This window comes from Vibrio sp. 397, from assembly GCF_033339395.1.
Taxonomy (GTDB): domain Bacteria; phylum Pseudomonadota; class Gammaproteobacteria; order Enterobacterales; family Vibrionaceae; genus Vibrio; species Vibrio alginolyticus.
Map to the genome: position 1 here is coordinate 88666 of NZ_JAWOUN010000005.1, position 22757 is coordinate 111422.

Sequence of the window (22757 nt, forward strand, 5' to 3'; positions counted from 1 at the left end):
CATTTACTTTTGATTGAGCTTTTGTAGGAATTTATCGGACTCTGCAATCGCTTCGTTCATTTGTTTGATCGCAAACTGAATGTCTTTCTCTAAGCTAGAGAACTCACCTTGCAAAGAACCAATCGCACTGGCGTTAAGGTTGTGTTTTAAGTACAACGTGTTGTCACGCAGCGTATCCAGTACCGGTGTCATCTTTTTCTCTGCACGCTTCATAGCGCTAAGCATGGTTTTGTACGAGGCTTTGGTTTCACGTAGCTTTTGCTCGCTTGAACGACGCAGTTTCGCACTCGAGTACAGCTCTAGCTCATCTTGCCACTCATCAAACAGTGCGCCGGATACGTCTTCAATCGCAGCAATACGGTCACGTACGTCTTGAGCCGCTTTTTCGCTATCTTCGTATTTGTCATTGATGTTGTTGTAGACATTTTCTAGCTCACCACCATCAAAGTTGGTGATCGCAGACAAGGCTTCAAGTGCACTGGTGAATTCTTCTTGTGCATCTTGTTGAGATTCTTTGGCATCTTCGACGCGGTCGACCATAATATCTCGTTTATGATACCCAACCTGCTCCATTGCTGAGTAATAAGCAGATTGACACCCTGTTAAAGTGAAAATTGATAGTACAATTGCTAATAAATAAGGCATTCTTATGTCCTCGGCGCTAATTATGGGATGAACTATGAACCAGTTATCAGAGAGTTACAAGGCGAGATTAATCAATCTACTGCCAAGTTGCGTCGCGTTTTTTACGTACCTTCTTAAGCGATTAACGCATGACCGTGTGAATGTGAACGCGGGCTATCTTGCCTACATTACCTTGTTGTCTATTGTGCCAATGCTGACGGTATTGTTATCAATATTGTCGAAATTTCCCGTTTTTGCGAACGTTGGTGAGGTGCTGCAAGGCTACATTATTGAGAATTTTGTGCCAGCTTCTGGAGAAGCTGTACATACGGCATTACAGGAATTTGTGGCGAATACGGGCAAAATGAGCGCGGTTGGCGGTGGGTTTTTATTCATCGCAGCGGTCATGCTGATTTCCAACATTGATAAGAACTTAAACTACATTTGGCGAGTTAAAGACAAGCGCCGTTTAGTCTTTTCATTCTCTATGTATTGGATGGTACTCACGTTAGGGCCGATCATGGTCGGTGCGAGTATTGCGGCGACGTCGTACGTGACTTCGCTGCAAATTTTAGAGAACGAGACATTATCTGGTGCGTTTAATTTATTTCTGCGTTGGCTACCGTTGTTGCTGTCCTTTTTTGCTTTTCTTGGCTTGTATATTCTAGTGCCGAATAAAAAAGTACACCTCGCTCATGGTGCCATGGGGGCAGCAGTCGCCGCGATACTGTTCGAGTTGAGTAAAAAAGGCTTTGCGCTTTACATCACTCAGTTTCCGTCTTATCAGCTCATCTACGGCGCGTTAGCGGCGATTCCTATCTTATTTGTTTGGGTGTATTTATGCTGGATGATCGTGTTATTGGGGGCGGAAGTTACGGCTGCGCTTGGTGAGCGAGAGCACTGGAGTGAAGATTTAGACATGATACACTCGACCGCTGAATCTCAGTTAACAGATGAAGGAAGCGAGAGTAGTGATAGCGCTAATTCAACGAGTCAGTGAAGCAGCCGTCCGCGTGGATGGTGAAGTCGTAGGAGAAATTGATCGTGGTCTGCTGGTCTTATTGGGCGTAGAGAAGGACGACGATGAAGCTAAAGCAAAGCGTTTAATGGAGCGTGTTACAACCTACCGTGTGTTCGAAGATGACGAAGGCAAGATGAACCTGAACGTTAAACAGGTGGAAGGTAAAGTGCTGGTGGTTTCTCAATTTACGCTGCCTGCGGATACAAAAAAAGGCACGCGAGCTGGCTTTTCTCGTGGTGCGCATCCTGTTGATGCAGAGCGCTTGTATGATTACTTTTCTGACTTGTGTGAAGAAGTCTTACCCACACAGCGTGGCCGCTTCGCTGCCGATATGAAAGTGTCCTTGGTGAATGACGGTCCTGTGACGTTTTGGTTGCAGGTCTAATCTGGTAACACAGGCGCCATAGTCTAAGCTTTAACTCCAAGCTCATGGAATTGGCTTGGAGTAATTTTTCCGACACTGATTAGTGTTGTGCTTTCAAAGGATTGATATGTTCAAACTCATTACTCCCAAAACCGATAATCAGATAAACAAGTATTATCAGTTTCGCTGGCAACTGCTTCGTGAGCCATGGCGTATGCCGATCGGCTCAGAGCGCGATGAATACGACGAAATGAGTCATCACCGCATGATTGTTGATGGTCGAGGTCGTCCTATGGCGATTGGCCGTTTATACATTACGCCGGACAATGATGGCCAGATCCGCTATATGGCGGTTAAAAATAATCGCCGTAGCAAAGGGATGGGTTCGCTGGTTTTGGTTGCACTAGAGTCGTTAGCACGCCAGGAAGGAGCGAAACGCTTGGTGTGTAATGCCCGTGAAGATGCCATCGCCTTTTATGAAAAAAATGGCTTTGAGCGTCGAGGTGAGCTGACCGATGAGCGTGGCCCTGTGCGCCATCAGCAAATGGTGAAGCAACTGGATCCGATGGCCAATGTGTTACGTCGCCCTGAATGGTGTACTGAGCTTCAACAGCGCTGGGAGCAACAAATCCCAATTAGCGACAAAATGGGGATCAAGATTAACCAGTACACGGGTTACCAGTTTGAATGCTGTGCGCAGCTTAATCCTAACCTTAATCCGCATAACACCATGTTCGCTGGGTCAGCTTTTACCTTAGCAACCCTGACAGGGTGGGGGATGACGTGGCTGCTGCTTAAAGAGCGTGGGCTGCACGGTGATATTGTGTTGGCCGACAGCTCGATTCGCTATCGTCAACCAGTCGAACAAAACCCCGTGGCGAGTACTTCGTTGGATGGGATCAGTGGTGACCTAGACCGATTGGAGTCGGGACGCAAAGCACGCATCGTTATTCACGTAGTGATTTATAGTGGTGACACGCCAGCTGTTGATTTTGTCGGTACCTATATGCTGATACCGAACTACTCGCAGTTACTCAGTTGCTGATGGGGTAAGCGCCGACTGATCTGCTGGGCGCTTATCTGTTTCACCTTCTTGCTCTGTCGGTGAGAGGGTTTGTTCTGCTGCGGAATTCGTGTCGGGTACTTCATCTTCTTCGATAACTTCTTCGTAAAGCTCTTCCTCTTGAGTCTCCAAATTGATGTTATCAATTACGATTGGCTGCTCGATGGAAGGTTCATTTTTCTGTGGAGTCTCAATATCAGTAGGCTCGGCCAGTTTTGATGCGTTCACGCATTCATTACGGTGGGTTTTGCCACTTAGTAGATCGCCTTCAATGTTTCCGCACGACTCTTCCAATTGATAAGTAATGCCACTTAGCGGGTTGTTGGCCATATCAAATGTTCCCCAAACCTTACCACTTATGGCTTTTCCTGAGATGGTGACCGGCTTTATGGCAACTTCCCCTCGTTGCGCGCTTAAACGCAGTGGACTTAAGGTAATGGCTTTGAGCGAATGATCCGCTTGGGACTTCAAGCGGGTATCTCGGAGATTGGCTTCCACTTCACCCGATAAGCTGTAGGCCAGCATGTTGCGATCACCTGATAACCCTTGTAGATCGAGGCTGAGATCGGAAAAACCATCAATAGCCAGTGTGTCGGGTAAAAAATAATCGTGGAAGAGCGATAAGGGAATACCATCAGCATTGACGTTGAGCGCCCAAGGTTGGCTCGGGGTACTCAAATCTATTTGTCCGATGCCTTCTACGTAGCCTTGCTCGAGTGGCGCAAAAAGGCGAGTCAATTGCCAAAAGCCATCTTTGCTTTGCATGGCAAGTGCTGCGTGAGACGTGAGTATTTGGTCATAGCTGGCGTTGACAACGCTGACTTCCAATTCGCCTTGCCAAAGGCCCCAACGTTGAGCCGACTGTTTAATATCAAGCTGTTGCCCTTCGATATTTAAACCGGAAAGCTGCCAATAAGGTTCGTGAGATAGCTGGATAATTTGGCTGCGCTCAATGTCGAGTCGTTCGATTGCAACATGCTCTAACTCGCTGGTGGCGGCGTGCCACCAATTTAGGTTGTCTTCTGGCTGTATTGCCCACTTGAGGCCTTGAATAGAGGCTTCTTTGAGCTTCCATTGTGTTGGCGTGAACAATCCAGAAACTTGCACTCGACCTTGCTGCCAATCTAAGCTGAGCTCGTTGAGCTGGATTACTCCTGGCTCGATAGCGGCACTCAAACGTGGCTCTATTGCGGTTTGCTGCTGGAATCGAACGCTATCCGCCTGCAATGACACTTGAGCTTTTGTCTTCCAGAGAGACAGTGGCAGTGTGGCGTTTTCCACAGAAAGATCCAAGTTCTGCCAGTGCCAGTCGCCCCATTCAATATCGGCGTTAAGCAAATCTAAGCTATTAATATGATTAATGTTAAATGGTAGATCGTGCCAAGGTTTTGCAAGCAGTGATTGGCGCTGCGTATTACTCAGTTTCAGCTTGTTGATGGTCACATTTACTAAAGACCAGCCTTGAGGATACTGCTCCCCTTGCCCAGATATTTGACTGTTACGCCAGTTAAAAGAGGTGCCATAAAGCGTACTGTCTTGCGGTTTGTAGTCTATATCGACTAAGACTTGATTAAAGGCTTCGCCATTCCAATAGAGTTGGTCGGCCGCAAGTTGAACTTCGCCATATGGTATTAACTGACCATTCCATTGTGGTGATTGAATTTGAATATCAATGCCATTGGCAGAGAACTGCTCGTCGGCGTAATCAATATTTTTGAGCGCGATTTGATGGAATAAAACGTTATCTAAAGCTGGGAGCTTTGGTGCGCCATACTGCAAGCTCATACCATCAATCAATAAACTATCAACGATCCATTTACCATCGCGATAAACATCGGGATTCATCCATAAATCGACTTGCTCGATGTAAGACGCATCGTCTCCGCTGGTGTTCACGCGTTGTAAAGTTAGGTGATAGGGAAAGCCATAACGCACGCTTTCGGCCCGGAAAGGAAGAGAAAAGGTGTTTGACAGCAAGCGCCAGGTTGCGTCCGCGTAAGATGTTGTTAGCAGCGCAATCGTAGCGGCTGGAATGGCAACTAAGATAACCAGTAACAGAAGTAGAACTCGACGCGCTGTTTTCATCTTTGCTAGAACCTACGTGTGTTATGAAATAAAACTAGATAGGCTTTAGCTTGTATCAATATTCTGTGGTATTCAATAAAAAGCCCCTCAAAAGAGGGGCTTGAAGCAATTTTTGTAACTTGGCCTACGTAAAGGTGATAAGTTAATGCCAACTTTTCACTGCGTTTACGCGACGTCGCTGTTACTCGATTTAATCAATCTGAGGACCAGCCGCAACCAGAGATTTACCTTCAGCGTTGTCTGTGTACTTATCAAAGTTATTGATAAAGCGCGCTGCTAAATCTTTCGCTTTGCTTTCCCACTGAAGTGGGTCAACGTACGTGTCGCGAGGGTCTAGAATGCTAGGATCCACACCTGGTAGTGACGTTGGTACTTCAAGGTTGAAGATTGGAATGTGCTTAGTTGGTGCTTCTTCAATCGAACCATCAAGAATGGCATCAATAATTCCGCGTGTATCTTGAATAGAGATACGTTTGCCAGTGCCGTTCCAACCAGTATTCACTAGGTAAGCCTCAGCGCCCGCTGCTTCCATGCGTTTTACCAGTACTTCCGCGTATTTTGTTGGGTGGAGCGTTAGGAACGCCGCGCCGAAACAAGCAGAGAAAGTTGGTGTTGGCTCAGTAATACCGCGCTCTGTTCCCGCTAGTTTGGCGGTAAAGCCAGACAGGAAGTGGTACTTAGTTTGCTCAGGTGTCAATTTAGATACTGGAGGCAGTACGCCAAATGCATCGGCTGATAGGAAGATCACTTTATTCGCGTGACCGCCTTTTGATACTGGCTTAACGATATTATCGATATGGTAGATAGGGTAAGAAACACGTGTGTTTTCTGTTTTCGAACCATCATCAAAATCGATAGAGCCATCGCCACGTACTGTTACGTTTTCTAGCAGTGCATCACGACGAATTGCGTTGTAGATGTCCGGCTCCGCTTCTTTCGAAAGTTTGATGGTTTTTGCGTAACAACCACCTTCGAAGTTGAAGACACCGTCATCATCCCAGCCGTGCTCATCATCACCAATTAGCGCACGTTTAGGATCAGTCGACAGGGTCGTTTTACCCGTACCAGATAGACCGAAGAATACCGCTACATCGCCATCTTTGCCCATGTTAGCGCTACAGTGCATTGATGCGATGTCTTTTAGTGGAAGGAAGTAGTTCATCATGGCGAACATACCTTTCTTCATTTCACCGCCGTACCAAGTACCACCGATAAGTTGCATGCGCTCGGTTAGGTTAAATACGGTGAAGTTTTCTGAGTTCAGGCCTTGCTCTTCCCATTTTGGATTAGTGCATTTTGCGCCATTCATTACTACGAAGTCTGGTTCAAATATCGCTAACTCTTCTTCCGTCGGGCGAATAAACATGTTTTTAACGAAGTGCGCTTGCCATGCGACTTCTGTGATAACACGAATGCTCAAACGTGTATCTGGGTTTGCACCACAGTAACCGTCAACAACAAACAAGCGTTTGTTAGAAAGCTGGTTTGTGACCAGTTCTTTTAGCTCGTCCCACACTTCAGGAGTGATTGGTTTGTTATCATTTTTCACTTGATCAGACGTCCACCACATATGTTCTTCTGTCGTAGCGTCTTTGACGATATATTTATCTTTTGGTGAGCGACCAGTAAAGATGCCAGTGTCAACGGCAACCGCACCTAGTTCAGTAACCACGCCGCGCTCATAACCGGTTAGGTCTTCACGCGTTTCTTCCTCAAACAACATTTCGTAGCTTGGGTTGCGAATAACCTCTTTTACGTTATGCAGTCCGTGCTTGGTTAGATCAAGTGTTGCAGCCTTAGTATGTTCCATAACGGTCATAGGTGCTCCTTATAAGGATTTTGTAGGGATTTTGTAAGAATGTTTTAATTTTAATCTGCTCACCATGCTAGCAACGGGGCGGGGAGAAAACAGGGAGATAGCTCAAAATTTACCCATGATTTCAATAAGGTTTTAGGTAACCCGTCACATATTGGTGGGAATAGTCTATCGTGCACGCAATCCTTTGCGCTAGGGCAAAATCATTATTAATTGTTTAAAATTAAGCAGTTGTTTTATTACGCTTGAGGCTAGTTATTACGAGGGGTTGATCACAAAAAGGCCAGCATTAAGCTGGCCTTTTGTAGGGTAAATTACGTGCTTGATAAGCTATGTAAATTAATGCAGGGTTTTCTTGTCTGTAGAAGCTTGTGCATACAGTTCAGTGACTTCAGATTCGTCGAACGTATAAGTTGTGCCACAGTAATCACAATGTAAAGAAACTGATCCAACTTCTGCCAAAATGTCATAAATTTCAGCTTTCTCAACGGTGATGATTGCTGCACCGCTACGCTCACGAGAACAGCCACAATGGAACTCGACAGGTTGCGGCTCGTACAGACGTACTTTGTCTTGGTTATATAGTCGATACAATAACTCGTTCGCTTCTAAACCAAACAATTCTTCATCTTTTACTGTATCAGTGAGCTGCTCTAGATGTTCGAAATCATCTGGAGAGCCAGTGCCGTCAGGGATCACTTGAATCAACATACCTGCTGCGTGTGCTTTGCCTTCATGCTCACCAGTGCGGATCCATAGGCGCGTTTTTAACTGCTCTGAGTTTGCAAAGTAGCCTTCTAGCACTTCTGCTAAAGTGTCACCTTCTAATCCAACGACGCCTTGGTAACGCTCGCCGTTTTTCGGTTCGATGGTGATCACAAGGTAGCCCTTACCCATTAGATCGTGAATGTTTGCGTCATCGGCAACATCGCCTTCCCAGCGAGCTACGCCACGAACACGTTGGTTATGGTCACCGTTGATAACGGCAAGAGACACAGGACCGTCGCCTTGTAGCTGGATGGTGATCGAACCTTCGAACTTAAGAGTGGCAGTTAAAAGAGTAGTTGAAACGAGTAGCTCACCCAGCAGTTTCTCTATTGCTGCCGGATATTCCTTGCTGGAGATAACACGTTGGTACGCTTCATCCAATTGTACCAACTCGCCACGTACTGAAAGATCTTCGAATAGGTAGCGGTTTAAAACATTATTTGCCATGGAGTGCTTTCCTCGTTGGTAATTCCGGCTTTTATTGGTGTTTGAACTTAATGATGTCTCTGCGCTGCTTTTTATCTGGGCGGCGTTCCGGACTTGGGTTGTGGGCATTAAGCTTACGTTGAGTCGCGTGTTCCTCACGTTTCGCGATACTCTCATTGGTTTCGCGATATAAGGTTTGTGCGATGGGAGCGCCTCGGCGTTGATCTGAGATTTGTTCGATGATCACGATTTTTTCTTCGTTGCCTTGACGAAGTCTGACTTCAGCGCCCACTTCAACGATTTTACTCGGCTTGCTTCGTTGGCCATTATAGTGGACTTTACCGCCATCGACCATGTTACGCGCGATGGAGCGGGTTTTGTAAAATCTTGCGGCCCATAGCCATTTATCTAGCCTAACGGCTTCATTTAGGGAACTCATAGAACACTACGCTATCTAATCACTGCCCGAATACGGCAATGAGTGATGGATTATTCACCTACAGATGGAGTCAAGGCGTATTTTTTTCAAGGGAGTTGGCAAAAACTGCATAAGAAAAAGGTATGAAAGACAACTTGTGATATAGTTCACTGCTCTTTGTTGAGTAATAATTTTATTGCAAATTTAGCAATTTAAAGTCGATAGCTATCGTTATAGCTTAAATGACGGACGTTAGAATAAAGGAATCCATTCAGTGAAACGTTTAGAGCTAAGTGCAGGATTATCAAGCAGACCGCTACTGGCTCAGATCAAGTCCAATCATTATACCATTCAAGCCAAACTTAGCTTGTTGCTTACCTGTCTGTTTATTGCGATAACCGGATGGATACTTGGCAAAATTGTGTGGTTAGCCATACCTCAATCGTCGGAAGTGCCGCAATGGCGTCCATCGGCGAGTAGCGTTGCTGCGAGCAATAAAGGCGACGCGATAGATTTTAATGCCCTTCAGAATGCCAACCTATTCGGTAAATACACTGAGCAAAAAGCGGCGGTTGTAGAACTGCCTATTGTTAAAGACGCCCCTAAGACGCGCCTTAACCTTACGCTGGTCGGTGCGGTTGCAAGTAGTGATGCCAACACCAGCCTTGCTGTTATTGCTAACCGAGGTAAGCAAGCTACGTACGGTTTGGGTGAAGAAATCGAAGGGACACGTGCGACACTAAAAGCGGTATTGGTGGATCGCGTCATCATTGATAACCAAGGTCGAGACGAGACCTTAATGATGGAAGGTATAGAATATAAGAAGCTATCTGAATCGCCGCAGGTAGCTAGGGCGCAAGCTCAGCGAGCAGAAGCAGCGACGTCTGACGTTGGAGAGAAATTAGAGCAAATCCGCGAGGAAATTGCGAAAGATCCACAAAGCGTTTTTAAATACATCACCATTTCACCCGTCAAAAAAGACGGAGACATTGTTGGTTATCGAGTATTACCTGGTCGTGATGCCGCATTATTTAATGATGTAGGGCTACAACCTGGCGATATTGCGGTTCAACTGAACGGGATCGATTTAAGTGACCCGTCTTCTTCAGTACAACTGATGCAAGTGATGAGCGATCCGCAAGAATTAAATTTAACTGTTGAGCGAGACGGCCAACAGTACGATATCTATATCCAATTGTAAGACTTAGGCAACCGGCGTAAGTTCAGGGAGACATACGTGAAACATTGGTTCAGCAAAAGTGCTTGGCTACTAGCAGGAAGTTTACTCTGCGTACCAGGTGCAATGGCAAACGAATTTAGTGCGAGCTTTAAAGGCACTGATATTCAAGAATTCATCAACATAGTGGGTCGTAACCTCGAAAAGACCATCATTGTTGATCCTTCAGTACGCGGTAAAATCGATGTCCGCAGCTATGACGTTCTTAACGAAGAGCAATACTACAGCTTTTTCCTTAATGTCCTTGAAGTATACGGTTACGCAGTCGTAGAGATGGACAATGGGGTACTTAAGGTTATCAAAGCAAAAGACTCAAAAACCTCAGCAATCCCTGTGTTAGGTGATGGCAGCGCGCAAGGCGATAGTGTTATCACTCGAGTTGTCGCGGTGCGTAATGTGTCGGTTCGAGAGTTGTCTCCTCTACTTCGTCAGCTGATTGATAACGCCGGTGCCGGTAACGTGGTTCATTATGATCCAGCGAATATTATCTTGATCACAGGTCGTGCGGCAGTAGTGAATCGCTTAGCAGAGATCATCAAGCGTGTTGACCAAGCCGGTGATAAAGAAATTGAATTGGTAGAGCTGCGTAATGCATCTGCTGCTGAAATGGTACGCATTGTCGAAGCACTGAATAAAAGTGCGAATCAGAAAAGCACGCCAGAGTTCCTTGAACCTAAAATTGTGGCCGATGAACGTACTAACGCGATTTTAATTTCTGGTGATCCAAAAGTAAGAGCCCGCTTGAAACGTTTGATTCGTCAACTTGATGTTGAAATGGCGACAAAAGGTAACAACCGAGTTGTGTACCTGAAAAATGCGAAAGCTGAAGACTTGGTGGATGTATTGAAAGGTGTTTCCGATAACCTGCAAGCTGAAAAGCAAGCCGGTCAGAAAGCATCAGGTGCATCGCGTGGTGAGGTCGTCATTGCTGCTCACGCTGCAACTAACTCGTTAGTTTTAACAGCGCCACCAGATATTATGATGGCATTACAAGACGTCATTTCTCAACTCGATATTCGTCGTGCTCAGGTTCTTATTGAAGCGTTAATTGTCGAAATGTCTGAAGGTGATGGTATTAACCTAGGTGTTCAGTGGGGTTCATTAGAAACGGGTGCTGTAATTCAGTACGGTAACTCAGGAGCCCCGATTGGTCAGGTGATGGTTGGTCTAGAAGAAGCAAAAGATCAAACCCGCACTGAATACTATACCAACTCTAATGGCGAACGAACGCCATATGATGTTACTGAATCAGGTGACTACTCTACGCTAGCGTCAGCGCTTAGCGGAGTAAATGGTGCGGCAATGAGTATTGTCATGGGTGACTGGACAGCGCTAATTAGTGCTGTTGCTTCTGACTCCAACTCAAACATTCTATCTTCTCCAAGTATCACTGTAATGGATAATGGTGAAGCATCATTTATTGTGGGTGAAGAGGTTCCGGTTATTACGGGCTCTACGGCTGGCTCAAACAACGACAACCCATTCCAAACGGTTGACCGTAAAGAAGTCGGTATCAAACTCAAAGTAGTGCCACAAATTAACGAAGGTGACTCTGTACAGTTAAACATTGAACAAGAAGTTTCCAACGTATTAGGCGCAAACGGTGCGGTTGACGTTCGCTTTGCTAAACGACAGTTAAACACCTCTGTCATGATCCAAGATGGTCAGATGTTGGTTCTTGGTGGTTTGGTCGATGAACGCGCACTTGAAAGTGAGTCTAAAGTGCCGCTATTGGGTGACATTCCGGTACTTGGCCATCTGTTCAAGTCAACTAGCACGCAAACAGAAAAACGTAACTTGATGGTGTTCATCAAGCCGACGATTATTCGCGATGGTGTGACGGCCGACGGTATTACGCAGCGTAAATACAACTTTATTCGCGCAGAACAGCTTTACAAAGCGGATCAAGGTTTGAAGTTGATGGCTGACGAGAAGATCCCGGTTATGCCAGCCTTTGGCCAGGAGCGTCAGCACCCAACAGAGATCCAAGCGTTTATTGATCAAATGGAAAACAACTAATGGTTGATATGTTAGACACAGCGCCAAGTATGCGTCGTCTGCCATTCAGTTTTGCCAACCGCTTTAAACTGGTGCTGGAGACAGAGCATCCTGAGCGTCCACCTATTCTTTACTATGTCGAGCCGCTTAACCCTGCGGCTCTGGTTGAAGTCCGTCGTGTATTAAAGAAAAGCTTCGTACCGCAACCTATCGATAAAGAAGCCTTTGATAAAAAGCTGACTGAAGCATATCAACGCGACTCGTCTGAAGCGCGTCAGTTGATGGAAGATATTGGTGCTGATAGCGATGATTTCTTCTCTTTGGCTGAAGAACTGCCGCATGATGAAGACTTATTAGAATCGGAAGACGATGCGCCAATCATCAAATTGATCAACGCCATGTTGGGTGAAGCGATCAAAGAAGGTGCGTCGGATATTCATATTGAGACGTTCGAGAAAACCCTTTCGATTCGTTTCCGTGTCGATGGCGTATTACGTGAAGTTCTGACCCCAAGTCGTAAGCTAGCGCCTTTGCTGGTTTCTCGTGTGAAGGTTATGGCTAAACTAGATATCGCAGAAAAGCGTGTGCCTCAAGATGGCCGTATTTCGTTGCGTATCGGTGGTCGTGCGGTGGACGTGCGTGTATCGACGATGCCGTCCTCTCATGGGGAGCGCGTGGTAATGCGTCTGTTGGATAAAAACGCGACTCGTCTTGATTTACATAGTTTGGGCATGACCCCTTCAGTGCATGACAACTTCCGTCACTTGATTGGCCGCCCTCACGGTATCATCTTGGTGACGGGCCCGACAGGTTCTGGTAAATCCACCACCTTGTACGCTGGCTTGCAAGAGATCAATAGCAACGAACGCAACATTCTAACGGTTGAAGACCCGATCGAATTTGATATTGATGGCATCGGTCAAACTCAGGTGAACCCAAAGGTCGACATGACGTTTGCGCGCGGCTTGCGTGCCATTCTGCGTCAGGACCCGGATGTGGTGATGGTCGGTGAGATCCGTGACTTAGAAACCGCACAAATTGCAGTGCAAGCGTCCTTAACGGGTCACTTGGTAATGTCGACTCTCCACACCAACACCGCAGTGGGTGCGATTACGCGTCTACGTGATATGGGTATTGAGCCATTCCTTATTTCTTCTTCGTTATTAGGGGTGCTAGCGCAGCGCTTAGTTCGAACGCTTTGTCCAAGCTGTAAAGAGCCGTATGAAGCCGATGCGGAACAGAAAAAACTGTTTGGTATGGAAGCGCATGAACCGTTAGAACTGCACCGAGCAAAAGGCTGTGAAGCGTGTAACCAAAAAGGCTACCGAGGTCGAACAGGTATCCACGAGCTCATTATGGTTGATGAGCAAGTACAAGAGTTGATTCACCGAGAGTCTGGTGAGCAAGAAATTGAGAGAGCCGTTCGCGCCCATACGCCAAGTATTCGCAGCGATGGTTTAAGCAAAGTGCGTCGTGGCATTACGTCACTTGAAGAAGTGATGCGAGTGACGAAGGAAACCTAATGGCGGCATTTGAGTACAAAGCGCTAGATGCAAAAGGCAAGCATAAAAAAGGCACGATAGAAGGGGACAACGCCCGACAAGTGCGCCAGCGACTCAAAGAGCAAGGGATGATCCCGATTGAAGTGGTTGAGACGAAAGCTAAATCGGCTAAGTCTTCAGGTTCAGTCAGCTTTAAGCGCGGCGTCTCAACATCTGAGCTGGCACTCATCACACGGCAATTGTCTACGCTAGTCCAATCAGGTATGCCTTTGGAAGAGTGTTTGCGTGCGGTCTCTGAGCAGGCTGAAAAGCCGAGGATTCGTTCTATGTTGGCTGCGGTTCGCTCGAAAGTAACAGAGGGTTATCCGCTTGCCGACAGTTTTGCCGATTACCCACACGTGTTTGATGAACTGTACCGCTCTATGGTTGCGGCGGGCGAAAAATCAGGTCACCTCGATACCGTATTAGAGCGTTTGGCAGACTATGTCGAAAACCGCCAAAAGATGCGTTCTAAATTGCTTCAAGCCATGATTTATCCTGTAGTTTTGGTGGTATTCGCGGTTGTCATCGTTTCGTTCTTATTGGCGACAGTGGTTCCTAAAATCATTGAACCCATCATTCAGATGGGCCAAGAGTTACCTCAATCGACGCAATTTTTACTGGCAGCCAGTGAGTTTGTGCAAGATTGGGGGCTGATTATTTTCGTTGTGCTGGTGGCGCTTTTCTATGGCCTCAAACTGGCGTTGCAAAAGCCAGACTTTCGCTTAGCTTGGGACAGAAAAATCTTGAGCTTACCGCTAATAGGTAAGATCTCTCGAGGTTTGAATACCGCACGATTCGCACGAACACTTTCGATCTGTACTTCCAGTGCGATTCCAATTCTCGAGGGTATGCGCGTTGCGGTAGATGTTATGTCTAACCGTTATGTGAAGCAGCAAGTCTTGCTTGCAGCGGATAACGTCCGAGAGGGCGCTAGTTTGCGTAAGGCGTTGGACCAAACTCGCTTGTTTCCACCAATGATGCTACACATGATCGCCAGTGGTGAGCAAAGTGGTGAATTAGAGAGCATGTTGACGCGGGCAGCCGATAACCAAGATCAAAACTTTGAATCAACAGTCAATATTGCTCTGGGTGTGTTTACTCCTGCGCTGATTGCATTAATGGCTGGATTAGTGTTGTTCATTGTGATGGCGACCTTGATGCCAATGCTAGAAATGAATAACTTGATGAGCGGATAATTTCGAATTAAGACGTGTCTACTAACGGCATGGCTTTAATCTAACTTTCGGAGAAAAAAATGAAGTTTAAGCGTAGTAAACAACAGGGTTTTACACTTTTAGAAGTGATGGTTGTTGTGGTTATCCTGGGTATTTTGGCAAGTTTTGTTGTTCCAAACCTATTGGGTAACAAAGAGAAGGCTGACCAACAAAAAGCGATTACGGATATCGTAGCGCTGGAAAATGCCCTAGATATGTACAAGTTGGATAACAGCGTTTACCCAACAACGGACCAAGGTCTAGAAGCATTGGTTAGCAAGCCATCTAACCCAGAGCCACGCAACTACCGTAATGGTGGTTACATCAAACGTCTTCCTAATGACCCTTGGGGCAACCAGTACCAATACTTAAGCCCAGGTGATAACGGTACAATCGATATCTTCACTCTAGGCGCAGATGGCCAAGAGGGTGGAGAAGGTCCAGCTGCAGATATTGGCAACTGGAACATGCAAGACTTCCAATAATTGAGCCTAAGCCAGCACTAATGAAACAAATGCGAAAACATAACGGTTTTACATTGATAGAAATTCTATTGGTGCTGGTTTTGCTATCTCTTACGGCTGTGGCCGTGATCTCGACGTTACCGACTAGCCAAAAAGATCTTTCCAAACAGTATGCTCAAAGCTTTTTTCAGCGTTTACAGCTGCTCAATGAAGAAGCGGTGCTGAGCGGTAAAGATTTTGGCGTTCGAGTGGATGATACCAAATCGACCTACGCTCTACTGAGTTTAACCTCAGAAGGTTGGCAGCCTCTGAAATTAAAGCAGATTCCGAGCAAAACCAAGCTAGAAGAAGATATTACGCTACAACTCGAGCTCGGAGGTGGTGCTTGGGATAATGATGAGCGCTTATTCAAACCAGGTTCTCTTTTTGATGAAGACATGTTCGCAGAAGAAGAGGACGAAAAGAAAATTCAGCCACCGCAAGTGTTTATCTTTTCCAGCGCCGAAGTCACGCCATTTACCCTGTCTTTTTTTCCGCAAAATGGTGATGCCTTTAATGACGGTTGGCGAGTCATTGGCAAAGAAAGTGGACAAATTTTGTTATTAGCTCCGGGCGAAGAAGTGAAAGAGGATGAGAATGCGCAATTTTAAGCAAGCTCGCCCAAATTTGAGTCATCGCCGGACGAGAGGCATGACCTTACTGGAAGTATTGGTCGCACTGGCAATTTTCGCTACCGCTGCCATCAGTGTCATTCGCTCTGTGAGCCAGCATATTAATACAATCAGTTATCTAGAAGAAAAAATGTTTGCAGCCATGGTTGTGGATAATCAGATGGCAAATGTGATGTTGAATACCGGAGAACTCAAAGCGAAAAACGGCACAGAAGAGCTGGCAGGACGCACTTGGTTCTGGAAAGTCACGCCAGTCGCCACGACGCAGCCATTGCTGAAAGCATTTGATGTGAGCGTCTCGGTAGAGAAAAGCGCGAGCCCTGTAGTAACGGTACGAAGCTATGTGGCGCAATAATCATCTCTGCGCAAACACGCGCCAAAGGGTAAAAGGTTTTACACTTATTGAAGTGTTGGTATCGATTGCCATCTTTGCCAGTTTAAGTGTCGCAGCGTACCAAGTGGTATCGCAAGTACAGCGTAGCAATGCGCTATCACAAGAACGAACCCAGCGCTTAAACGAAATTCAACGTGCCATGGTTATGATGGATAACGATTTTCGTCAAATGGCGATGCGTCAAACACGTACTAATGGTGAAGAGCCTGCTAGCCGGCTAATTTTTTGGTCCGATTACCTGTTGGACTCCGATACCAAAGGACTGATGTTTGCCCGTTTAGGTTGGCACAACCCTCAGCAGCAGTTCCCTCGTGGAGAAGTAACCAAGGTTGGCTATCGCTTAAAAGAAGAAACACTGCAGCGAGTATGGTGGCGCTATCCTGATACGACGGTTGGGCAACAAGGTACTGTTACTCCATTGCTAACGCAGGTCGAGTCATTTGATATGCGTTTCTATGATGGTAAGCAATGGAAAAAAGAGTGGGCTGAAGAAAAAGCGCTGCCGAAAGCGGTTTCTGTTGTTCTCACTCTCAAAGACTATGGAGAAATTGCCCGCACTTATCTCACTCCTGATGGCACATTGAGTCAGAAAGAGGAAAGTTCAGGAGACAGCAATAATGGTTAACCGTCAACGCGGTGTTGCTTTGATTATAGTGTTGATGTTGCTGGCGATTATGGCGACGGTTGCTGCCAGTATGTCGGAACGTTTGTTCTTGCAGTTTCAGCGAGGCGCTAATCAAATCAATTACCAGCAAGCGTATTGGTACAGCCTTGGCGTCGAGGCGCTAGCAAAAGTGGGTATCGAGCAAAGTTATAAAGACACCGACACGATTAATATGAGTCAACCGTGGGCGATAAAAGAGCAAGTCTATCCGTTAGATTATGGTCAAGCGGCGGGACGAATTAGAGACAAGCAAGCGTGCTTTAATCTAAATGTATTGAGTCGTGTGCAACCAACGGGTCAGCAAATTACAAGACCATATTTAGTGAATGTATTGCAGCGCCTATTAGAAGAGTTGGATGTCGAGCCATATCAAGCAGAAATCATTGCAGACTCTACTTGGGAATACATTGATGCTGACGACTCTGTCCGTTCGACTACTGGGGTTGAAGACAGCACATATGAAGCGATGAAGCCTTCCTATTTAGCATCAAATGGTTGGATGGCAGATGCTTCCGAGTTACGTGCTGTCTATCAGGTGAGTGGTGAAATTTTCCAAAAATTGGAGCCGCTGGTCTGTGCATTACCAAGTGATGACTGGCGTTTAAACGTGAATACGATTGATGTTGAGCAAACTCCGATTTTGGTGGCAATGTTCTCACCAAACTTAAGCAGTAGTGATGCGATTCAGCTAATTGAAAAACGCCCATTTGATGGGTGGGATAGCATTGATGAATTTTTAGCAGAGTCAGAAATGGCTGGCTTAAGTGAAGATGTAAAGAAAAACGCCAAAGGCTATTTGGGTGTGGATAGCGCCTTTTTTGAATTGGATGCACAAGTGTTGGTGGATGAATCACGTGTACGTATCCGAAGCCTTTTGCAAAGTACAAATAGAGAAACGGTGACCGTAGTTCGCCGTCGTTTTGGAGGGATCAGTGAGCGAGTTTCTGACCGTTCGGCTGAGTAGCGAACAACAAAGTACCATTCCTTGGGTGGTGTGGTCGACAGATCAACAGGAAGTGATTGCTAGCGGTGAAATCGCCGGATGGGAACACTTAGATGAGTTGGTCTCATACGCTGGTCAGCGCCAAGTTGTGGCGCTGTTGGCGAGTAATGATGTGGTCCTGACGCAAGTGGATATACCACCTGGTGCAACACGCCAATTCGAGGCGATGTTACCGTACTTAGTGGAAGACGAAGTTGCTCAGGACGTTGATGGCCTGCACTTTAGCGTGTTGGGTAAACAAGCGGACAAAGCGCAGATTTGCGCAGTTGAACGTGCTTGGATTCAGACTGTACTGCAACGTTTTTCAAGCCAAGGTATCGCCATTAAACGCATTTTACCCGATGTGCTTGCATTACCGGTTCGTGGAGAGCACAGCAGTGCTGCAATGATTGGCGAGCAATGGCTAATTCGTCACTCTGCGACAGAGGGCGCGGTTGTCGACGCTTCTTGGTTAGACCTTTACCTCTCTTCTTATCTACAAAATCATGAAGGTTGGAAGCTCGATTGCTATAGCTCGGTCCCGGAATCTGCGTTACCTGAAATATGGGATCCGCAACCAGAAGAAATGACGATGGCTTTACTGGCGAAGGGGGTGACAGAAAGCAAAGTCAATTTGCTGACTGGGATCTTCAAGCCGAAATCTTCTTGGGGTAAATACTGGAAGCTCTGGCAAAAAGCCACCATTGCTGCGGGGGTGCTTATCGTTGTCATGGTTGCGCAGCAGTTGCTCGTGGTCCACAAGTACGAAGCACAAGCTCAAGCGTATCGTGAGGAGAGTGAGCGTATTTTCCGCCAAGTGTTCCCAAATAAACGACGCATTCCTACCGTTAGTTACCTCAAACGACAAATGGATGATGAAGAGCGCCGCTTATCTGGTGGAAGTGGTCAGCAGGCAATGTTGTCATGGTTGGCGGCATTACCCGCGACGCTTGGTCAGGTCAGCGACTTGGAGATCACTAGCTTTAAATACGACGGACAACGTGGCGAAGTACGTATTCAGGCTCGTAGTTCAGACTTCCAACCTTTTGAGCAGGCTCGTGTGAAATTGGCAGAGAAGTTTAATGTTGAGCAAGGTCAGTTGAACCGTAGCGATAACGTTGTGGTTGGCAGCTTTGTTTTGAAGCGTTTGTGAGGTGATGATGAAAAATTTAATTTCTCAAGCTCAGGTTTGGTGGAGCAGCATCTCGCAGCGTGAGCAGCGTTTGGTCATGGGATGTGGCGCTATTGCCGTTATCGGTATTATTTATTGGGGTTTATTACAACCAATGAGTCAAAGTGCGGAGCTAGCTCAGTCACGTATTCAAAGTGAAAAGCAGTTGCTAGCTTGGGTACAAGATAAAGCGGATGGCATCACTGCACTGCGAAAAAGCAGCGGTGTGAGCTACTCTAGTCAACCGTTGAATCAGTTAGTTTCTTCTTCAGCTCGTCGTTATAAAGTTGAGTTGATTCGAGTACAACCTCGTAATGAGAGCGTTCAAGTGTGGATCAAACCACTCGCGTTTAATCAACTAGTGGATTGGTTACGTTACTTGAAAGAGCAACAGGGTATTGAAGTCGAATTTTTAGATATCGACCGAACAGAGCAAGCGGGCATGATCGATGTAAACCGCCTTCAGTTTAAGCGAGGTTAAGGTGAAGCGAGCAGTACTTTACGTTGTTATCTTTATCGTCTTTTTTTCAGTCAGTCTTTTAATGGGATTACCAGTCTCTTGGGTGTTACAACAAGCACCAACAGTGAGAGGCCTGGACATTCAAGGAGCCAACGGTTCGGTATGGCAAGGTCAAGCTGCTAGTATTCGTTGGCAGCGCCAGAACCTTGGAGAAGTTAATTGGGATTTCCAATGGTCGAGTCTACTGACAGGTAAAGCTGAGTTTGCTGTGCGCTTTGGTCGTGGTAGTGAAATGGACGTTCGTGGGCGCGGTTTTGTCGGCTATAGCTTAAGTGATGGCCCTTATGCCAAAAACTTAGTTGCCTCGATTCCGGCGGTAAAAGTTGTTGAGCAAGCGCGCCTCCCTGTGCCTGTTGGTGTTGATGGGCAGCTTGAGCTGAATATTCGTCATGCGACTTATGCTGCGCCTTGGTGTAAGAACGGTGAAGGCACTTTAGTATGGAATGCCAGTGGTATTCAAAGCCCCGTTGGCAGCTTAGATCTCGGTCCTGTGATTGCCGATATAAACTGTCAGGATAGTGTATTGACGGCAACTGGTGAGCAGAGCAGCAAACAAGTCTCTGCGGCGTTTTCCGCTGAACTGATGCCTAATCAACGGTACTCAACCAAAGCGTGGTTCAAACCTGGTGCAGAGTTCCCATCCAGCATGGGGGAGCAACTGAAATGGTTGGGTAAGCCGAATGCTCAAGGTCAATATGAGTTTAACTACCAAGGGCGCTTCTAACCTATCGTGACAAAATCCAATATCTTAAAAGAGCTGCTATTGTGCAGCTCTTTTTGCTTTTGGATCATTGTAAGCTAAAACCTCTATTCGCTGTACATTGGGAATGAATGGAAATTTAAAACCATGATTTTTAATTGATTTGTTTTCTTTCGTTCAGCTTTACAGGCAATTGGAACATAGTAGGCCAAATACTCCAAGTGCTGTACAGAAGGTCAAAAAGAAAAGGCCACGAAGATATTCGTGGCCTTTCTATTGCTAGAATTTTGTGCTCTAAATTTTACCGATAGGGCGCTTAATCTTTGCGTTGTAAAATCTCATTCCAAGGTAAATCCGCATCACCAAGAACAATAAAATTCGGGTTTTCTAGTGTTTCCCGCTCGTTATATGACAGCGGTTCTAATTGCGTGCTGAGAATACGTCCGCCAGCTTCTTCAACAATGCATTGTGTCGCAGCGGTGTCCCACTCACCTGTTGGACCTAGTCGGAGATAGCAATCTACCGCCCCTTCCGCGACGAGGCATGCTTTCAATGCCGCAGAACCGAGCGGTATTAAGTCGTAATTCCAGGCGCTGCTCATACGGTTAGTAATACGATTGATGTCTTGGCGACGACTAATAGCAATTGCGATGCTTTGCTCTGGCTGTTCGTGTTTGTGTGTATGGATTTTGACGCTGTCCGACATGTCGGGAATTTTCCAGGCGCCTTTGCCATTATAAGCGTAGTAAGTCACGCCAGATACAGGACCGTAAACGACGCCCATGGTTGGTCGATTGTTGTCGACCAACGCGATAATAGTGGCAAAGTCACCACTGCGAGCGATGAATTCTTGAGTACCATCAAGAGGGTCGACTAACCAATAACGTTCCCACTGAGCGCGTTGCTCTAAGCTTATGTCTGCGTCTTCTTCTGACAACACGGGAATGTCAGGCGTCAGATCACTCAAGCGTTCAGTGATGAACTTGTGAGCTGCAATATCTGCACTTGTTACGGGAGTTTCGTCACTTTTGGTGTAGGCCTCGTATTGCTTCTTTTCATATATTTCGAGGATCATTTGCCCAGCACTGCGGGCAATCTCGATGACTTGAGGAAGTAGGTGAGATAGATCTTTTGTCATTGGCATAAGTGATAGTCCTTACTCACAGTGTTATTCGGTTCTAATGACCGTTATTGGTTATGCTTGTGAGTGGTGTTTGGTAAGTGTTTCAGTGCCAACATTAGCGCTGTGATGCTTCGTGCTTCACAGAAATCCATGTGAGTTAATAACTCTTCGGCTTGCGCAAGTGGCCAACGAACAATTTCCAGTGGTTCAGGCTCATCGCCTTCTTGCTTCTCTGGATAAAGCGCCTGTCCTAAAAATAGAGTCATTTTGCTCGAAAAGTAAGATGGCGCGAGGATAACTTGTTTCAACGGGGTTAACTGATTACAGCCAAAGCCGATTTCTTCTTTTAACTCACGATCCGCAGCTTGGTGTGGTGTTTCTCCTGGGTCAATCAGCCCTTTTGGGAAACCTAGCTCGTAACGTTCAGTTCCAGCGGCGTATTCACGCACCAGTAATAAATCGCCTTGTTCTGTTACAGGGACTACCATTACAGCATCTCGTCCACTTGGCTTCATACGCTCATAAGTACGGTGCTCACCATTGGAAAAACGAAGGTCGAGCGCTTCCACAGCAAACAGTTTGGATTTTGCAACCGTCTGGCATGAGAGTATCTCTGGTGGGGTTCGTTTCGGCATGACGCTGGCTCCTTGGTGTCGTTGGCGTTTACGAGATGCGTAAGATTCTTAATATATGAGAACTCCGCCTGAGTTTCTAGCGGATTTTACGAGTCGAGCTAAGCATCTCAGCATCACCTCAGTATCGATACAAAAATGGGAGACCGAAGCCTCCCATTTTCTGACAGTGTTTACTCTTAGTAGTAAGAGTGATCACCACGGTCATGTTCTGTAGCATCACGAACTGCGGTTAGTTCACCAATGAACTGGTTTAGCAGCTCTTTCTCGATGCCTTCTTTTAGTGTTACGTCAACCATAGAACAGCCATTACAACCGCCACCAAATGCAACAATCGCAACACCGTCTTCAGTGATCTCAACCAAGTTTACGTGACCACCGTGGCCAGCAAGTTGTGGGTTCACTTGAGTTTGGATAACGTACTCAACGCGCTCAACCAGTGGTGCGTCGTCCGCAACTTTACGCATTTTAGCGTTAGGTGCTTTTAGCGTTAGCTGAGAGCCCATTTTATCGGTAACAAAATCGATTTCAGCGTCTTCAAGGAATGGCAGGCTTAGCTCATCCACGTAAGCTGAAAAACCGCTGTAAGAGAGTTCAGTGTCGGTCGATTCTACTGCTTCTGGTGGGCAGTAAGACACGCCACACTCAGCGTTTTGTGTACCTGGGTTCACAACGAAAATACGAATGTTAGTGCCTTCAGGTTGTTGACCTAAAAGGTTAGCGAAATGCGTTTGCGCAGTTTCTGTAATAGTAATATTTGACACGACGAATACCCGAGTAAATTTGTAGGTTACTGCTGCTATTCTACTCTTGTTGACGTATGGGTCTAGTCTTTTTGATGCTAAGGCATGGCGAAGC

At 46.3% G+C, this 22757-nt stretch carries 23 protein-coding genes; 15 read left to right on the forward strand and 8 right to left on the reverse strand.

What is annotated here, in order from left to right; all coding sequences use genetic code 11:
- Window positions 1-3: 3 nt before the first annotated feature.
- A complete protein-coding gene (locus R7P36_RS10040) occupies window positions 4-645 on the reverse strand; it encodes a DUF2959 domain-containing protein (protein ID WP_005382972.1) in 642 nt (213 codons plus the stop codon).
- A gap of 34 nt (window positions 646-679) precedes the next feature.
- Here R7P36_RS10040 and R7P36_RS10045 point away from each other — a divergent pair, with 34 nt between their 5' ends.
- The 3 genes from R7P36_RS10045 (at window position 680) to R7P36_RS10055 (ending at window position 3054) form a co-directional block, all read left to right on the forward strand.
- Complete coding sequence (locus R7P36_RS10045) at window positions 680-1624, forward strand: virulence factor BrkB family protein (RefSeq protein WP_033905908.1); 945 nt, start codon at window positions 680-682, stop codon at window positions 1622-1624.
- Entirely contained in the window at window positions 1596-2030 is a 435-nt protein-coding gene (gene dtd, locus R7P36_RS10050; RefSeq protein ID WP_005379282.1) for a D-aminoacyl-tRNA deacylase, read from the forward strand. Before R7P36_RS10045 ends, dtd begins: the two co-directional genes overlap by 29 nt.
- A 106-nt stretch (window positions 2031-2136) precedes the next feature.
- On the forward strand, window positions 2137-3054 hold the full coding sequence (locus tag R7P36_RS10055) for a bifunctional GNAT family N-acetyltransferase/hotdog fold thioesterase (RefSeq protein ID WP_005379283.1): 918 nt from the start codon (window positions 2137-2139) through the stop codon (window positions 3052-3054).
- Here R7P36_RS10055 and R7P36_RS10060 read toward each other — a convergent pair.
- The 4 genes from R7P36_RS10060 to hslR all read right to left on the reverse strand — a co-directional run bounded on the left by R7P36_RS10060 (window position 3040) and on the right by hslR (window position 8606).
- Window positions 3040-5157 (reverse strand): AsmA family protein, encoded by a 2118-nt coding sequence (locus R7P36_RS10060; RefSeq protein WP_213899386.1) that lies wholly within the window; start codon window positions 5155-5157, stop codon window positions 3040-3042. The two genes, R7P36_RS10055 and R7P36_RS10060, sit on opposite strands and share 15 nt — an antisense overlap.
- 190 nt (window positions 5158-5347) lie before the next feature.
- Complete coding sequence (pckA, locus tag R7P36_RS10065; protein ID WP_053307278.1) at window positions 5348-6976, reverse strand: phosphoenolpyruvate carboxykinase (ATP); 1629 nt, start codon at window positions 6974-6976, stop codon at window positions 5348-5350.
- A gap of 336 nt (window positions 6977-7312) precedes the next feature.
- A complete protein-coding gene (gene hslO, locus R7P36_RS10070) occupies window positions 7313-8188 on the reverse strand; it encodes an Hsp33 family molecular chaperone HslO (RefSeq protein ID WP_005379290.1) in 876 nt (291 codons plus the stop codon).
- 31 nt (window positions 8189-8219) lie between these two features.
- Entirely contained in the window at window positions 8220-8606 is a 387-nt protein-coding gene (gene hslR, locus R7P36_RS10075) for a ribosome-associated heat shock protein Hsp15 (protein WP_005379292.1), read from the reverse strand.
- A 253-nt stretch (window positions 8607-8859) separates the two neighbouring features.
- Between hslR and gspC the strand changes: the two genes are divergently transcribed.
- The 12 genes from gspC to R7P36_RS10135 are packed head-to-tail and all read left to right on the forward strand — an operon-like array spanning window position 8860 to window position 20168.
- Entirely contained in the window at window positions 8860-9786 is a 927-nt protein-coding gene (gene gspC / locus R7P36_RS10080; RefSeq protein WP_318122111.1) for a type II secretion system protein GspC, read from the forward strand.
- Between the two features lie 36 nt (window positions 9787-9822).
- Window positions 9823-11841, forward strand: coding sequence for a type II secretion system secretin GspD (gene gspD, locus R7P36_RS10085; protein ID WP_065275010.1), 2019 nt, complete (start codon window positions 9823-9825; stop codon window positions 11839-11841).
- The gene (gene gspE, locus R7P36_RS10090) at window positions 11841-13343 is read left to right on the forward strand and encodes a type II secretion system ATPase GspE (protein ID WP_005379296.1); all 1503 of its coding nucleotides are present in this window, start codon (window positions 11841-11843) and stop codon (window positions 13341-13343) included. Before gspD ends, gspE begins: the two co-directional genes overlap by 1 nt.
- Window positions 13343-14560: a type II secretion system inner membrane protein GspF gene (gspF, locus tag R7P36_RS10095; protein WP_005379297.1), complete on the forward strand. Its 1218-nt coding sequence runs from the start codon at window positions 13343-13345 to the stop codon at window positions 14558-14560. The genes gspE and gspF overlap by 1 nt, the downstream gene beginning before the upstream one ends.
- A gap of 59 nt (window positions 14561-14619) precedes the next feature.
- Complete coding sequence (gene gspG, locus R7P36_RS10100) at window positions 14620-15063, forward strand: type II secretion system major pseudopilin GspG (RefSeq protein ID WP_054579411.1); 444 nt, start codon at window positions 14620-14622, stop codon at window positions 15061-15063.
- Window positions 15064-15092: 29 nt separating this feature from the next.
- Window positions 15093-15692 carry a prepilin-type N-terminal cleavage/methylation domain-containing protein gene (locus R7P36_RS10105; RefSeq protein ID WP_031779019.1) on the forward strand — a complete coding sequence of 200 codons (600 nt, stop codon included), beginning with the start codon at window positions 15093-15095 and terminating at the stop codon, window positions 15690-15692.
- Window positions 15679-16068, forward strand: coding sequence for a type II secretion system minor pseudopilin GspI (gspI, locus tag R7P36_RS10110; RefSeq protein ID WP_017635009.1), 390 nt, complete (start codon window positions 15679-15681; stop codon window positions 16066-16068). The genes R7P36_RS10105 and gspI overlap by 14 nt, the downstream gene beginning before the upstream one ends.
- Window positions 16055-16732 (forward strand): type II secretion system minor pseudopilin GspJ, encoded by a 678-nt coding sequence (gene gspJ / locus R7P36_RS10115; RefSeq protein WP_213899388.1) that lies wholly within the window; start codon window positions 16055-16057, stop codon window positions 16730-16732. Before gspI ends, gspJ begins: the two co-directional genes overlap by 14 nt.
- Window positions 16725-17735, forward strand: a complete 1011-nt coding sequence (gene gspK / locus R7P36_RS10120) for a type II secretion system minor pseudopilin GspK (protein ID WP_005382999.1) — start codon at window positions 16725-16727, stop codon at window positions 17733-17735. The genes gspJ and gspK overlap by 8 nt, the downstream gene beginning before the upstream one ends.
- Window positions 17704-18906, forward strand: coding sequence for a type II secretion system protein GspL (gspL, locus tag R7P36_RS10125; RefSeq protein ID WP_213899389.1), 1203 nt, complete (start codon window positions 17704-17706; stop codon window positions 18904-18906). The genes gspK and gspL overlap by 32 nt, the downstream gene beginning before the upstream one ends.
- A gap of 7 nt (window positions 18907-18913) precedes the next feature.
- Window positions 18914-19405, forward strand: a complete 492-nt coding sequence (locus tag R7P36_RS10130) for a type II secretion system protein M (RefSeq protein WP_047103746.1) — start codon at window positions 18914-18916, stop codon at window positions 19403-19405.
- A 1-nt stretch (window position 19406) separates the two neighbouring features.
- Window positions 19407-20168: a type II secretion system protein N gene (locus tag R7P36_RS10135; protein ID WP_017635007.1), complete on the forward strand. Its 762-nt coding sequence runs from the start codon at window positions 19407-19409 to the stop codon at window positions 20166-20168.
- A 292-nt stretch (window positions 20169-20460) separates the two neighbouring features.
- Here R7P36_RS10135 and cysQ read toward each other — a convergent pair whose 3' ends face one another.
- The 3 genes from cysQ to nfuA all read right to left on the reverse strand — a co-directional run bounded on the left by cysQ (window position 20461) and on the right by nfuA (window position 22663).
- Window positions 20461-21288: a 3'(2'),5'-bisphosphate nucleotidase CysQ gene (cysQ, locus tag R7P36_RS10140; RefSeq protein ID WP_005379308.1), complete on the reverse strand. Its 828-nt coding sequence runs from the start codon at window positions 21286-21288 to the stop codon at window positions 20461-20463.
- A gap of 44 nt (window positions 21289-21332) precedes the next feature.
- Entirely contained in the window at window positions 21333-21902 is a 570-nt protein-coding gene (gene nudE / locus R7P36_RS10145; protein WP_005379309.1) for an ADP compounds hydrolase NudE, read from the reverse strand.
- Between the two features lie 176 nt (window positions 21903-22078).
- A complete protein-coding gene (nfuA, locus tag R7P36_RS10150) occupies window positions 22079-22663 on the reverse strand; it encodes a Fe-S biogenesis protein NfuA (RefSeq protein WP_005379313.1) in 585 nt (194 codons plus the stop codon).
- Window positions 22664-22757: the final 94 nt, after the last annotated feature.